This is a genomic window from Parabacteroides bouchesdurhonensis (genome assembly GCF_900186615.1).
GTDB lineage: Bacteria > Bacteroidota > Bacteroidia > Bacteroidales > Tannerellaceae > Parabacteroides > Parabacteroides bouchesdurhonensis.
In genome coordinates this window covers 1,322,002-1,335,522 of the sequence record NZ_LT896588.1, presented here as the reverse complement: position 1 = coordinate 1,335,522, position 13,521 = coordinate 1,322,002, and the positions used below count along the sequence as shown (strand labels likewise).

Sequence of the window (13,521 nt, the reverse complement as noted above, 5' to 3'; positions counted from 1 at the left end):
AAGATCCCGCATTTTTATTCTTTTGACCTAGGTCGAAATCAATTACGACCTGGCTCGAAATTAATTTTGAGCTAGGGCAAAATCAATTTTGAGCCAGGTCAAAAGAATAAAAATAGCTATACTTTACCATAAATAGTCCTATCTTAAAAAATAAAAGTAGGGATATTTAAGACTTGCTTCAAACTGGTTTTCTTTGCTTTATTGTATATATTTGTATTTCAAAGAAAAACACATTGAAACATGAAGAATTTTGTATTCCTGTTAAGTATTTGCCTGCTTACAGCCTGCAATCATGATAGCAGGAATAATACCGGCAACCGGTTAAAAATAATTGATGTAGAGGAAGCGTTACGGCATCCCAAACCTTTCACACTAGCTGATCTGGGAAAAGAGCAGACTTATATTCCTCTCGAAACAACAGATTCTTCCATCGTTGCTATTTCCTCCGTTACAGCAATAGCCGTAACAGACCGGCATATTCTTATCGGTGCCCGTAATGTACCAATCAAGGTCTTTGATAAAGCGACCGGACACTACCTCAGGCAAATCGGACAAATAGGGAACGGCCCGGCTGAATATACTAACGGAACTAGTTTTTCTACAGACCCGATAACCCATAAAGTATATGTCCGCATCTCTGCTTCAAAATATCAAAGCTACGATATCACCGGCCATTTTCTAGAAACCGTCGACTGGGAAGAAGCCGCCAAAGGTATGATCGTTGCTCCCTATTTTCTAGGTGATAAAATCTATACATATGTGAATATTCCCACCGAACAAACCTGTATCCTTTCGTATCTTTATGATGTAAACAACAAAGCGATACAAGATTCCCTTCCTTTAAGATGGGGAAACGATATCCCTACGGGGAAACCAAAGTTTGTAATGCCTTTATCCGGTGCAGAAATGCTGGGAGGAATGTCTTATATTGTCCAATTCGAGGATAATAGATGGACCTATGGCTTGCAAAATAACGCATCTTATTGGTATTATGACGGAGAAGTACGCATGAAAGATTTCTTTTGTGACACACTTTTTACAGTAGAAACTTTCAACCGGTTAATTCCCCGAGTAGTTTTCAAAATGGGAAACTTCGGAGGATTCGGCCGCTACGAAAACAAGGATGCCATGGAAGACAAGTATATCATTACTCGCCTGATGGAAACAGAGAATATCATCTATTTTAATATGTTTAAAAATATGTATGATGTAGACAGCTGGTTGAAAGGAAATTATAACCCTCCCTATTGTGGGATATATGATAAACGAAGCGGTGAAACAAAAGTCATGAAATCCGTCAGTATAGAGAACGACAAAAAAGATATGCCCGGCTTCTCCATTTACAACATATCGACCACAGGAGAACTGATTGTTTGCTATCAAACGGAAGATTTGGTAGAAGCCCGTAATAAAATGCCTAAGCCTGAACAACCGGAATGGCTGAAACAACTGAAAGAAGACGATAATCCGGTAATTCTCCTTATCAGATAGAAAAGGTAACAAAATATCAGCCATACCCAATCCAGCGGCAAAAGGAAAGTATGGAATTCAAGTAATCGTTACTTCTTAAGAATGGATAAAGTGAACCTGATACATCATTCCTTATATTTCAAATCAAAACGCCCCTTCGTCAGGCGCTTCCCTTCAAAAGTTCCACTTATGATTCCATTATCCATACGTAGAATATGGGCTTTACCATCTTCTACTAATTGATAATCAAAGGATGCATCCACATAAGAGATCGTTTCACCCGGTTTGGGGTTAGGGATTGTGAAACGTATATATGATTCAAAACCAACTTCTGCAACGATTTTTACATAGGAGGTATCCTCCCGATTGATATATTCAGCTGTCGGAAGCCCCCATCTGCCACTGGCATATACCCAGCCATCTACAAGACACCCAAAAGTATTTTCACCGATTGTCGTTATTTCCGGCATGATACTAGGATCTACTGATTTGTTTTCTTCGCACGCCATACAGAGAAAAAGCAGGATAGTAAATAGTATATTTTTCATTATTCCATCGTATTAAAAATGATAATTCAGACCAAACAGTAAAGATAATTGCGAGAAGCATCCGCCACCTTCACTTAATTCAGGCGATTCGACCTGCCATGACTGTCCATGATATTTCACCGAATAACTCTCCGAACCGGTTACAATCCAGTTTATCTTTGCAGATATGCCCCAATGCCGAGAAAACAGATATTCTCCCGCAACTGCAATATTATAGGCTAATTTATTCATGGAAACGTTCCGGGGTTTATCATATACAATACTTTTATCCTTATAAAACTGAAAACCCGGTCCTGTAGACAAAGACAAATTATATTTCTGCTTTACCATAAATAACGCAAGTTGAGGGGCTATATAATTCATTAGCATCTTATCCGAACCCTCATCATGAGCATTTTTATAACATCCACCCTGATAGATAAATCCCGGAGCTAGTTTAAAGGTTTTTCCAACAGACTTCCGACCCAAGTAATAATAACTCATATTCCATGCAACTCCATCTCGCAAACCGTTACGATATGAATCGGAATAGTTAGTGATCCCGATCATTTTTCCTGCATACCAAGAAGGGCCCGCATAAATAGAAAGCATGGATTCTCCCTTCGATGTATCCTGGGCAAAAAGCGATACAGTTTGTATCAACAGCCCAAAGAAAAGATAAATTCGTTTTTTAGAAATTCTCATAACATATTTAGGTTATTCATAAATATAATACTAAACAGGCATTAAATATAGGATGCGGCATTGAAAGAAAAAGCTGCAACAGGAATTTGACATCTTACAATCAAAACCTTTAACGAAACAAAGCATAAGCAAAATATCCTTTGGGATGATGACTAAAAGGCGGAGTATGATTATCTTTGCAAAAGAAAAAAGATAAATATAATAATGACATTCAATTACGACGTGATAGTAGTGGGTGCCGGTCATGCGGGCTGTGAAGCTACTGCTGCTGCTGCCAATCTTGGTTCGAAAACGCTATTGATAACAATGGATATGAACAAGATTGCCCAAATGAGTTGTAACCCCGCTGTAGGAGGAATAGCCAAAGGACAAATTGTTCGTGAGATAGACGCTTTGGGTGGACAGATGGGAATCGTTACGGATACAACAGCTATTCAGTTCCGCATGTTGAACCGTAGCAAAGGCCCTGCCATGTGGAGCCCGCGCGCGCAAAGTGACCGTGCCCGTTTTATCGATTGCTGGAGGAATATTCTGGAAAATACGGATAACTTGTTTATCTGGCAAGATATGGTACACGAAATCATCGTGGAAGATGGACGTGTATGTGGCGTACGAACCGGCATGAATGTGGAATTTAAAGCAGGGGCAGTTGTACTAACCAATGGAACATTCCTGAATGGTTTATTACATATCGGACATACCCAAATTCGCGGAGGACGTATTTCTGAACCTGCGGCTAAAGGGCTTACCGAACAACTCGTTTCTTTAGGCATCAAATCAGACCGGATGAAAACCGGTACACCGGTACGTATAGACGGAAGAAGCGTTCATTTCGATGAAATGGGAGAACAGGCAGGAGAAAACGATTTCCATAAATTTTCATACCTGGATACATCACATCGCCAATTGAAGCAACTAAGTTGCTGGACAACGTTCACCAATGAAGCTTGTCATGAAATACTCCGCCAGGGTCTCCCCGACTCTCCTTTATATAATGGACAAATTCAAAGTATCGGTCCGCGTTATTGTCCAAGTATAGAAACAAAGATCGTAACGTTTGCGGATAAAACACAACATCAGCTTTTCTTGGAACCGGAAGGTGAAACAACGCAGGAATATTACCTGAATGGTTTTTCTTCTTCCCTGCCTCTCGATATACAAATACGGGCCTTACAACAGATACCGGCTTTTCGTGACATACAAATATACCGGCCGGGCTATGCTATAGAATACGATTTCTTCGATCCTACACAGCTTCATCACAATCTGGAAACAAAACAAATCAAGAACCTGTTTTTTGCCGGACAAATTAATGGAACTACCGGATATGAAGAAGCGGGCGGACAAGGATTGATTGCCGGCATTAACGCACATATCAATTGTCATGGAGGCGACCCATTTGTATTAGGAAGAGATGAAGCATATATCGGCGTATTGATAGATGATCTAGTAACAAAAGGTGTAGATGAACCATACAGGATGTTTACATCCCGTGCCGAATATCGCATCTTGCTCCGTCAGGATGATGCAGATATGCGTCTTACAGAAAAAGCATACAAACTGGGATTGGCAACACAACATCGGCACGATCTTCTAAAGGAAAAGAAAGAAAGCCGGAACGCCATCATTCAGTTTTGTGAGAATTACTCAGTAAAGCCTCAATATATAAATGAAGGTTTAATAAAGTTGGGAACAACTCCCCTAACCCATGGTTGTAAATTGATCGATCTGATCGTTCGCCCTCAAACTACATTAGAGGATATTGCCGAACTGGTTCCGGCCCTTCGTTCCGAATTAGATAAAGTTCCAGCTTCACGTAAAGAAGAAATAATTGAAGCGGCAGAAATATTAATAAAATACAGTGGTTACATCAAACGTGAACAAATCATAGCCGACAAAATAAACCGATTGGAAAATATACGTATTAAAGGTAAATTTGATTACAATTCCATTCAGTCTTTATCGACAGAAGCACGTCAGAAATTAACAAAGATAGACCCGGATACAATCGCGCAAGCAAGTCGTATTCCCGGTATTTCTCCTAGCGATATAAACATTCTGTTGGTTCTTTCAGGGAGATAAAAACGGTGTTCCACGTGAAACATTTTCTCTAGAACAACAGTTTAGGAGATAAAAATAAGAGAAGTAAAACTATGACAGTTGAAAAGGATACACATATTAAAACCATTCTCGCAGTTATTCCGGAGAAACCCGGATGCTACCAATATTTTGACGAGAAAGGAACTATTATATATGTAGGCAAAGCAAAAAATCTGAAACGCCGTGTGTCTTCCTATTTCAACAAAGAACATGAAAACAACAAGACACGCGTACTGGTTAAACAAATACGCGATATTAAATATATTGTAGTAGACACGGAAGAAGATGCCCTTCTACTGGAAAACAATTTGATTAAACAATATCGTCCACGATACAATGTTCTTTTGAAAGATGATAAAACTTATCCATCCATTGTTGTAAAGAATGAATATTTTCCACGCGTTTTTCAAACACGCAACATTGTCCGGGACGGTTCACAGTATTATGGTCCATACCCGTCAGTGTACACTGCGAAAATAATGTTGCAAATGCTAAAGGATTTATATCCTATACGAACCTGCAAATACCCTCTCACACCGGAATCTATCCGGGAAGGGCGTTACAAGATATGCCTCGAATACCATATAAAACGGTGCAAAGGGCCATGCGAAGGATTACAAAGTCTGGAAGAATACCAGCAAAACATTTCAGAAATAAAAGAGATATTACGGGGCAACATATCCCAGATAAGCAAACATCTTTATGAAGAAATGAAAGCGCTTGCTGGCAAATTGAAGTTTGAGGAAGCGCAAAAGATAAAGGAGAAGTATGAAGCTATAGAAAACTACCGGGCAAAATCTACTGTAGTTACCCCGATGTTACACAATATAGATGTATTCTCTTTAGCCGAAAACGAAAACTCCGCTTATATTAATTTCATGCACATAGGCAACGGGGCCATCGTTCAGGCATATACTTTTGAATATAAAAAGCGATTGGACGAATCGAAAGAAGAGCTCCTAAGTCTGGGCATTGTAGAAATGCGTAACCGCTTTAAAAGCACTGCACGCGAAATAATCGTTCCGTTTAATATAGACATGGAACTGGGAAATGTAACTTTTACTATTCCGCAGCGTGGAGATAAAAAGAAACTTCTGGAACTTTCGGAAATGAACGTAAAGCAGTTCAAGGTAGACCGTTTAAAACAAGCAGAAAAATTAAATCCGGAACAACGTAATACAAGACTTTTAAAAGAGATACAAGACGCTTTACATTTGCCCAAACTTCCGGCGCATATTGAATGTTTTGACAATTCCAATATACAGGGAAGCGATGCCGTAGCTGCTTGTGTTGTCTTTAAAATGGGGAAGCCATCTAAAAAAGACTACCGGAAATACATTATCAAAACAGTAGTAGGTCCGGATGATTACGCATCTATGAAAGAAATAGTCCGCCGCCGGTATCAGCGGGCTATAAATGAAGAAACTCCCCTGCCCGATCTTATTATAACGGATGGAGGAAAAGGACAGATGGAAGTTGTGCGTTCTGTTATAGAAGACGAATTAAACCTCTCTATTCCTATCGCAGGGTTGGCAAAAGACGGGAAACACCGTACAGCCGAGTTACTATATGGCTTTCCTCCCGAAACAATCGGCATGCAACTGAATAGTCCATTATTCCATTTGCTCACCCGTATGCAAGATGAGGTACACCGTTTTGCCATTACTTTCCATAAAGATAAGCGAAGCAAAACACAAACAAAATCGGAATTAGATACGATTAAAGGCATCGGAGAAAAGACAAAAGTATTACTTTTACGTCAATATAAAAGCGTAAAGCGAATCCGTGAAGCCAGCTTTGAAGACTTGAAATCGGTAATTGGGGAAACAAAGGCAAAAGTATTGCAAGAAGGATTGAACAAATAAACGATATAAAAGAAATGAGAACAGTTATACAACGTGTTCAACACGCATCTGTCACAATAGACGGACAAGTCAAATCAAAAATAAAGAAAGGGCTGTTAGTATTAGTAGGGGTAGAAGACAAAGATACACAGGAAGATATCGAATGGTTGGCTAAAAAGATTACCAACCTGCGTATATTTGACGATGAAAACGGAGTGATGAACCGCTCTATAATCGAGACAGCAGGCGAAATCCTGATTGTAAGTCAATTCACTCTGCATGCGTCTACAAAAAAGGGTAACCGCCCCTCCTATCTCAAAGCATCCAAACCGGAGATAGCTATTCCTATGTACGAAGCATTTTGTGCGGAGGTAGGGCTACAATTAGGAAAGCCCGTACAGACGGGGACATTCGGAGCTGACATGAAGGTTGAACTTTTAAACGATGGGCCGGTTACTATTATAATCGACTCCCAAAACAAAGAATAAATATGGCTGATATCACTTTACAACAAGCCCAATTGATGGTGGATTCCTGGATCAAGACCTACGGTGTTCGCTATTTCAACGAACTTACCAATATGACCATCCTCACCGAGGAGGTAGGCGAATTAGCACGTATCATGGCTCGCACCTATGGTGAGCAATCCTTTAAGGAAAGCGATAAACATAGGGATTTAGGCGATGAAATGGCGGATGTCCTATGGGTATTACTTTGCCTGGCCAATCAAACCGGAGTGGATATTACCTCGGCTTTTGAGAAAAATCTCCAAAAGAAAACGAACAGAGATAAAGAACGACATATAAACAATCAAAAACTATAAGAATATGGCACATCATTGCGACTGCGAATATGATCATAAGCATGAATCAGGCTCTGTACAAACAGACCGCTATCATGAGGCTTTCAATAGATTTGAACCCGCTTTATCGGATGTTCAAACAACAGAAACTGTGAATACCCTTTTAGAGAAACATTTTCAGGAGAATTTTACGCCCGAAGTATTAAAGAACATACATGGTTGTATAGATCTAACTTCGCTTACCAGCCTGGATACGAAAGAAAGTATATGGAAAATGGTTGATACAGTCAATGATTTTGAAGGGACGCGTCCAGATGTTCCGAATGTAGCCGCCATCTGTACATATCCTCTTTTTGTGGAAACCGTAAAGCAAGCGCTTACCGCACAGAATGTAAAGATTGCATCGGTAGCTGCCGGATTCCCTTCCTCACAAACTTTTATGGAAGTAAAGATAGCAGAAACAGCCATGGCTGTAATGCAAGGTGCCGATGAGATCGACGTTGTAATAAATCTGGGCTATTTCATGGAAGACAATTTCGAGGAACTAACCGAGGAGTTGCAAGAAATCAAGGAAAGCTGTCGTGGCGCACATTTAAAGGTAATACTTGAAACCGGTGCTCTGGTGAGTGCTGAAAATATCCAGAGAGCCTCCATTTTGGCCATGTATTCCGGCGCGGATTTCATCAAGACCTCTACTGGCAAAAGTTATCCCGGAGCTACCATCGAAGCCGCTTACACCATGTGTAAAGCCATCAAAACCTACCATTCCATCACAGGAAACAAGGTAGGCATCAAGATATCAGGAGGTGTACGTACCGCCGAGGATGCCGTTAAATATTATACGATTGCAAAAGAAATCTTAGGCGAAGAATGGCTGAACAAAGAACTATTCCGCATCGGCGCAAGCAGCTTGGTAAGTGATATAGAGAAACGGCTGGGTAAATAAAATAAACGCATCAAAAATAAATAAAAAAGCATGATAGTTCAAATACACGACACTATCATGCTTTTTTATTTATCTCTTCAGATTTTCTATTTAGTACGAGCCATAATATAATCCGCCAATTGGATTAATGAAGTACGGGCATCAGACTCAGGCAACTTCAAAAGAAGCTCCATCGCCTTGTCATGATATTCCCTCATACGAGCCTCTGCATATTCAATACCACCATTCGTCTTCGCAAATTCTATCAGCGAATCTATATTCTCTGCTATGAAATCTTTGCGTATAATCATATCCATATAGCGGGCCGTTTCTTCTTTCCTCCCCTGCCGCAAAGCATATAATAAAGGCAGTGTCACCTTCCCCTCACGAATATCATTCCCGGTTGGTTTACCAATATCAGCTCCTTTAAAATAATCGAATATATCGTCCCTAATCTGGAAACAATACCCCAGATACTCGCCAAACTCCCGGCAAAGGGTAATCATGTCCGTAGAAGCTCCTGCCGAAATAGCGCCGATTTCTGTACAAGCGGAAAGCAAAGTAGCTGTTTTCTTTTTAATGACTTGCAGATAACAATTCTCATCAAGGATACTTTCCTCCGCAGTTTCCAATTGCTTGATCTCTCCTTCGGATAAATCCCGGCCTAAGTTAGATATGATTCCGACAATACGTAGATCCCCAGTCTGAAAAGACCGGATCAAAGCGGTGGAAAGCACATAATCACCGACCAAAACAGAAATACGGTTATCAAAAATAGCATTCAACGAAGGCACGCCGCGACGCTGTTTCGTTTCATCAATCACGTCATCGTGAATTAATGTTGCGGTATGTAAAAGCTCCAGTAAAACAGCCGAGTTTATTGTATTATCCGAAATCCGTCCACAAGCTTTGGCAGTAAGAAGTACCAACAAAGGACGAACATGCTTTCCCGTGGAATTTTGTATTACATCAATAGCAGACTGTAACCAATGAGTATTACTATGAAGCGAAGTTGCAAAATCCTCATTAAAGCGTCTAAACTCTACTGCAACTGGTTCTTCTATTTTCCTTCTATCATCCATAATCTATTCAAAGATTCGCAAAAGTAACAAAAACTATTGAGTAAGCGAGTTTTTTCGTACATTTACAAAGATTTTGTCTCACTAAAACGTGTTAAAAGTAATGAAGCTATTTCTCATAGATGCATATGCGTTGATTTACCGGTCCTATTACGCTTTTATTAAGATTCCGCGTATCAACTCAAAAGGGGTTAACACCTCTGCTATTTTCGGCTTTGTAAACAGCCTTGAAGATGTATTAAAACGTGAAACACCAACTCATATTGCAGTGGCTTTCGATCCTAAAGGACCCACCTTCAGACATGAAGCCTTTGAACAATATAAAGCGCAGAGAGAAGAAACGCCCGAAGTAATCAAACAATCCGTACCTATCATAAAAGACATTATTCAAGCTTATAATATACCGATTCTGGAAGTACCCAAATATGAAGCAGACGATGTAATCGGTACTATTGCCAAACAAGCAGCCAAAGAAGGATTCGATGTATATATGATGACACCGGATAAAGATTACGGACAACTTGTTGAGGAACATATTTTCATGTACCGTCCACGTTTTGGGGGAGATTATGAAGTAATGGGAATACCGGAGGTTTTAAACAAATATGGCCTAACCTCCACTAATCAGGTAATTGACTTATTGGGGCTAATGGGTGATAGTTCAGACAATATTCCCGGATGCCCCGGCATAGGAGAAAAAACCGCACAAAAATTACTCACTGAATTTGGAACAATAGAAAATCTATTAGCCAATACGGATAAACTGAAAGGAGTGCAAAAACAAAGAATAGAAGATAATGCTGACCAGATACTTTTCTCAAAATTTCTGGCAACTATCAAAACGGATGTTCCTATTCAATTTGATGCTTCTCTTTGTGTTTATGAAAAACCGAATGAAGAACGTTTGACAGAGATTTACACTGAACTGGAATTTAAAACATTCATTAACAAAATGAAAGCAGAACCTAAGAAGCCAGCTTCAAAAGGTCCAATTCAGGGCGATCTCTTTGGATTATTTGAGACCGAGAGTCCGAGTTCTTCAAAATATTCTACTCTCGCGGACTTAAATACTACTCCACACAAATACTATATTGCTGATACAGAGGAAAAACAATTAGATTTAGCTCGATTTTTAATGAGTCAGGATTTTTTTGCTTTTGACACGGAAACTAACAGTATAGATCCATTAAACGCAGAATTAGTAGGAATGTCATTTGCGGTAAAAGAAAATGAAGCGTGGTATGTGCCTGTACCGGAAAATTCAATTGAAGCATCTAAAGTAACGGAACGCTTCTCTTCGGTTCTACAAAATGAGAAAATACAGAAAATAGGACAGAATATAAAATTTGATATTCTGGTACTTCGTAAGTATAAGGTAAAAGTAAATGGTCCACTATTCGACACAATGATTGCCCACTACTTGCTAAATCCTGAATTACGTCATGGCATGGATTATTTGGCGGAAACTTATCTTAAATATAAGACTGTACACATCGAAGAATTAATAGGACCCAAAGGGAAAAAGCAACTTTCTATGCGAGACGTTCCCCTATCTAAAATTTCTTCATACGCAGCCGAAGATGCTGACATTACATTAAGACTAAAAAATTTCTTTGCTCCCCAATTAAAAAAAGAAGGTATTGAATCTTTATTTTACGATATTGAAATGCCCTTAGTATATGTACTTGCCGATATGGAAGCAACGGGTGTCACAATAGATACTATCGCTTTAAAGCAATCTTCGGAAGAACTTACCGCGGTTATGAAAAGTTTGGAGAAAGAGATATATGAACTTGCGGGCATAAAATTCAACATCAATTCTGCACGCCAGGTAGGAGAAATCCTTTTTAGTCGCCTGAAAATAGAAGAAAAAGCCAAAAAGACAAAAAACGGAAGTTACAGCACAAGCGAAGATATACTGGAAAAAATGCGCAGTAAACATCCTATTATAGGAAAATTACTGGAATATCGTGGACTTAAAAAATTACTCAGTACTTATATTGATGCTTTGCCTGAATTAATCCGTTCTGCTACCGGAAAGATACACACATCCTATAATCAGGCAGTAACAGCTACCGGACGCTTAAGTTCTACTAATCCAAACTTACAAAATATTCCGGTCCGAGATGAATTAGGTAGAGAGATACGAAAAGCATTTACAGCAGATAATGCAAATTGCATATTTTTCTCGGCTGATTATTCTCAAATAGAATTACGCATTATGGCTCATTTAAGCAGTGATCAGCATATGATTGAAGCATTCCGGAGCGGAGCGGATATTCATGCCGCTACAGCAGCTAAAATATACGGAGTGCCTATTAATGAAGTTAGCAGTGATATGCGAAGAAAAGCAAAGACCGCGAATTTTGGTATTATATACGGTATTTCTATCTTCGGTTTATCTGAACGTTTAAATATACCCCGCGCAGAAGCCAAAGAGCTTATAGAAGGTTACTTTCAAACTTATCCACGTATCCGGGAATATATGGATGAAAGTATCGCAAAAGCGAAAGAGAAAGGATATGTAGAAACAATATTCAAACGTAAACGATTTTTACCGGATATCAACTCTCACAATGCTGTTGTTCGTGGTTATGCTGAACGAAATGCCATCAATGCTCCTATTCAAGGAAGTGCTGCTGATATTATTAAACTGGCTATGATACATATATTCAATCGCTTTGAAAAGGAAGGCATAAAAAGCAAAATGATTCTACAAGTACACGATGAACTTAACTTCAATGTCTATAAAGAAGAACTAGAGAAAGTAAAACAAATAGTACTGGAAGAAATGGAAGGTGTTATCAAACTACAAGTTCCTCTCATTGCTGACTGTGGCGAAGGTATTAACTGGTTGGAAGCACATTAATTCAGAATATGTCATGAAATACCACTTAATATGTGTATTTTTTTTATTGTCATATTGTTCATGTGTACAAACAAGCGATATAAAAAGTAATATAATAGTGGTTGATGTAGCCAAAGACTATCCATCTAAAGACATTTATTTACAAGATATAGCAGAAGTGGAATATCTCCCGTTAGCCACTTCAGATTCAATGCTTGTTAATGATGACTTCGGTTCAGTTTCGGAGGAAGGTATTGTCATAAAAGGAGCAAAAGTTGGAGAAATCTTGCTGTTCGACAGGCAAGGACAAAAACTGCAAGGACGCATATGTAAAAGAGGGCAAGGACCGGAAGAATATAATGCCATTATTTACAATATAGTGGACTGGAAGCGGAAAGAAGTATTTATAGCTGATTATACCAGTATGAAAGTGTACGACTTTTCCGGAAAATATCTCCGTACTCTAATCAATACAAATATAATGGAGATGAATGTCTGTGACTTCAATCAGGATTATCTTTTATGCAGTTATAATAAAGAAGGATCAAAAGAACCGTATTATCCTTATTTCATTATCTCCAAAGACAATAGAACAATAGATACCCTCTTAATAGAAATTCCCCGTTTCATTGCCAGTAACCGCAAAATTATATGGGATGACGGACACATCAGCGAAGCCTACGGAGATTTACCTCAAATATTCCACTGCACAGACAGGATATGGCTGACAAACGTTGCATTAGACACAGTATTCGTCATGCATCCGGACCAGACATTAGAACCTGTAATGGTTCCAATCCACTTACCAAGTACAAACGAAGAAGCCCCTCTCCTATTCTTCCACGGTATGAACGACCGCTACGCTTGGATAAGCAGGATACCCCGGCATATAAAAATCAAAATGAGTGACATGGCAGCCAATATCGAAAGAGAGGAAAAGGTTTATATGTACGATCGGAAAGCAGATGAATGGTTCGAACCTATCTATTACAACCATGATATAAACAACCACAACATGAATCCTAAATTCATCAATATCTCGGCTGTTCCTTATGGATATGGCCTGGTACAACTGAATGCAATGGATTTGATAGAAGCCTACAACAAAAACCAAATAGCTGACGAAAAACTGAAAAAGATTGCTTCCAAATTGCAAGAAGAAGATAATCCTGTACTGATGATCCTGAAATTCAAAAACTAATCTACACTGGCCAAATATCC

General features: G+C 39.2%; 11 protein-coding genes. 8 read left to right on the top strand and 3 right to left on the bottom strand.

What is annotated here, in order from left to right; genetic code table 11:
- The first annotated feature begins 240 nt into the window (after positions 1-240).
- Positions 241-1,491 (top strand): 6-bladed beta-propeller, encoded by a 1,251-nt coding sequence (locus C1721_RS05805; RefSeq protein ID WP_102407524.1) that lies wholly within the window; start codon positions 241-243, stop codon positions 1,489-1,491.
- Positions 1,492-1,595: 104 nt separating this feature from the next.
- Here the strand turns inward: C1721_RS05805 and C1721_RS05800 are convergent, their stop codons facing one another.
- The gene (locus C1721_RS05800; protein WP_102407523.1) at positions 1,596-2,018 is read right to left on the bottom strand and encodes a Riean_0653 family protein; all 423 of its coding nucleotides are present in this window, start codon (positions 2,016-2,018) and stop codon (positions 1,596-1,598) included.
- A gap of 12 nt (positions 2,019-2,030) precedes the next feature.
- Entirely contained in the window at positions 2,031-2,702 is a 672-nt protein-coding gene (locus C1721_RS05795) for a hypothetical protein (RefSeq protein ID WP_102407522.1), read from the bottom strand.
- Between the two features lie 204 nt (positions 2,703-2,906).
- On the opposite strand from C1721_RS05795, the gene mnmG reads away from it, so the two are divergent.
- The 5 genes from mnmG to deoC all read left to right on the top strand — a co-directional run bounded on the left by mnmG (position 2,907) and on the right by deoC (position 8,394).
- On the top strand, positions 2,907-4,784 hold the full coding sequence (mnmG, locus tag C1721_RS05790) for a tRNA uridine-5-carboxymethylaminomethyl(34) synthesis enzyme MnmG (RefSeq protein WP_102407521.1): 1,878 nt from the start codon (positions 2,907-2,909) through the stop codon (positions 4,782-4,784).
- Between the two features lie 71 nt (positions 4,785-4,855).
- Positions 4,856-6,667 (top strand): excinuclease ABC subunit UvrC, encoded by a 1,812-nt coding sequence (uvrC, locus tag C1721_RS05785; RefSeq protein WP_102407520.1) that lies wholly within the window; start codon positions 4,856-4,858, stop codon positions 6,665-6,667.
- 14 nt (positions 6,668-6,681) lie between these two features.
- Positions 6,682-7,134: a D-aminoacyl-tRNA deacylase gene (gene dtd, locus C1721_RS05780; RefSeq protein ID WP_102407519.1), complete on the top strand. Its 453-nt coding sequence runs from the start codon at positions 6,682-6,684 to the stop codon at positions 7,132-7,134.
- 2 nt (positions 7,135-7,136) lie between these two features.
- Positions 7,137-7,469, top strand: coding sequence for a nucleotide pyrophosphohydrolase (locus tag C1721_RS05775; protein WP_102407518.1), 333 nt, complete (start codon positions 7,137-7,139; stop codon positions 7,467-7,469).
- A 4-nt stretch (positions 7,470-7,473) separates the two neighbouring features.
- Positions 7,474-8,394 carry a deoxyribose-phosphate aldolase gene (deoC, locus tag C1721_RS05770; protein ID WP_102407517.1) on the top strand — a complete coding sequence of 307 codons (921 nt, stop codon included), beginning with the start codon at positions 7,474-7,476 and terminating at the stop codon, positions 8,392-8,394.
- Positions 8,395-8,480: 86 nt separating this feature from the next.
- Here the strand turns inward: deoC and C1721_RS05765 are convergent, their stop codons facing one another.
- Positions 8,481-9,455, bottom strand: a complete 975-nt coding sequence (locus C1721_RS05765; RefSeq protein WP_102407516.1) for a polyprenyl synthetase family protein — start codon at positions 9,453-9,455, stop codon at positions 8,481-8,483.
- Between the two features lie 100 nt (positions 9,456-9,555).
- Here C1721_RS05765 and polA point away from each other — a divergent pair, with 100 nt between their 5' ends.
- Together polA and C1721_RS05755 are read left to right on the top strand one after the other, a co-directional pair.
- On the top strand, positions 9,556-12,321 hold the full coding sequence (polA, locus tag C1721_RS05760; RefSeq protein ID WP_102407515.1) for a DNA polymerase I: 2,766 nt from the start codon (positions 9,556-9,558) through the stop codon (positions 12,319-12,321).
- A gap of 13 nt (positions 12,322-12,334) precedes the next feature.
- Positions 12,335-13,501, top strand: coding sequence for a 6-bladed beta-propeller (locus C1721_RS05755; protein WP_102407514.1), 1,167 nt, complete (start codon positions 12,335-12,337; stop codon positions 13,499-13,501).
- Positions 13,502-13,521 lie beyond the last annotated feature (20 nt).

Coding starts and splice junctions, on each gene's coding strand:
- C1721_RS05805 (WP_102407524.1), top strand. CDS start 241: ATGAAGAATTTTGTATTCCTGTTAAGTATTTGCCTGCTTACAGCCTGC.
- C1721_RS05800 (WP_102407523.1), bottom strand. CDS start 2,018: ATGAAAAATATACTATTTACTATCCTGCTTTTTCTCTGTATGGCGTGC.
- C1721_RS05795 (WP_102407522.1), bottom strand. CDS start 2,702: ATGAGAATTTCTAAAAAACGAATTTATCTTTTCTTTGGGCTGTTGATA.
- mnmG (WP_102407521.1), top strand. CDS start 2,907: ATGACATTCAATTACGACGTGATAGTAGTGGGTGCCGGTCATGCGGGC.
- uvrC (WP_102407520.1), top strand. CDS start 4,856: ATGACAGTTGAAAAGGATACACATATTAAAACCATTCTCGCAGTTATT.
- dtd (WP_102407519.1), top strand. CDS start 6,682: ATGAGAACAGTTATACAACGTGTTCAACACGCATCTGTCACAATAGAC.
- C1721_RS05775 (WP_102407518.1), top strand. CDS start 7,137: ATGGCTGATATCACTTTACAACAAGCCCAATTGATGGTGGATTCCTGG.
- deoC (WP_102407517.1), top strand. CDS start 7,474: ATGGCACATCATTGCGACTGCGAATATGATCATAAGCATGAATCAGGC.
- C1721_RS05765 (WP_102407516.1), bottom strand. CDS start 9,455: ATGGATGATAGAAGGAAAATAGAAGAACCAGTTGCAGTAGAGTTTAGA.
- polA (WP_102407515.1), top strand. CDS start 9,556: ATGAAGCTATTTCTCATAGATGCATATGCGTTGATTTACCGGTCCTAT.
- C1721_RS05755 (WP_102407514.1), top strand. CDS start 12,335: ATGAAATACCACTTAATATGTGTATTTTTTTTATTGTCATATTGTTCA.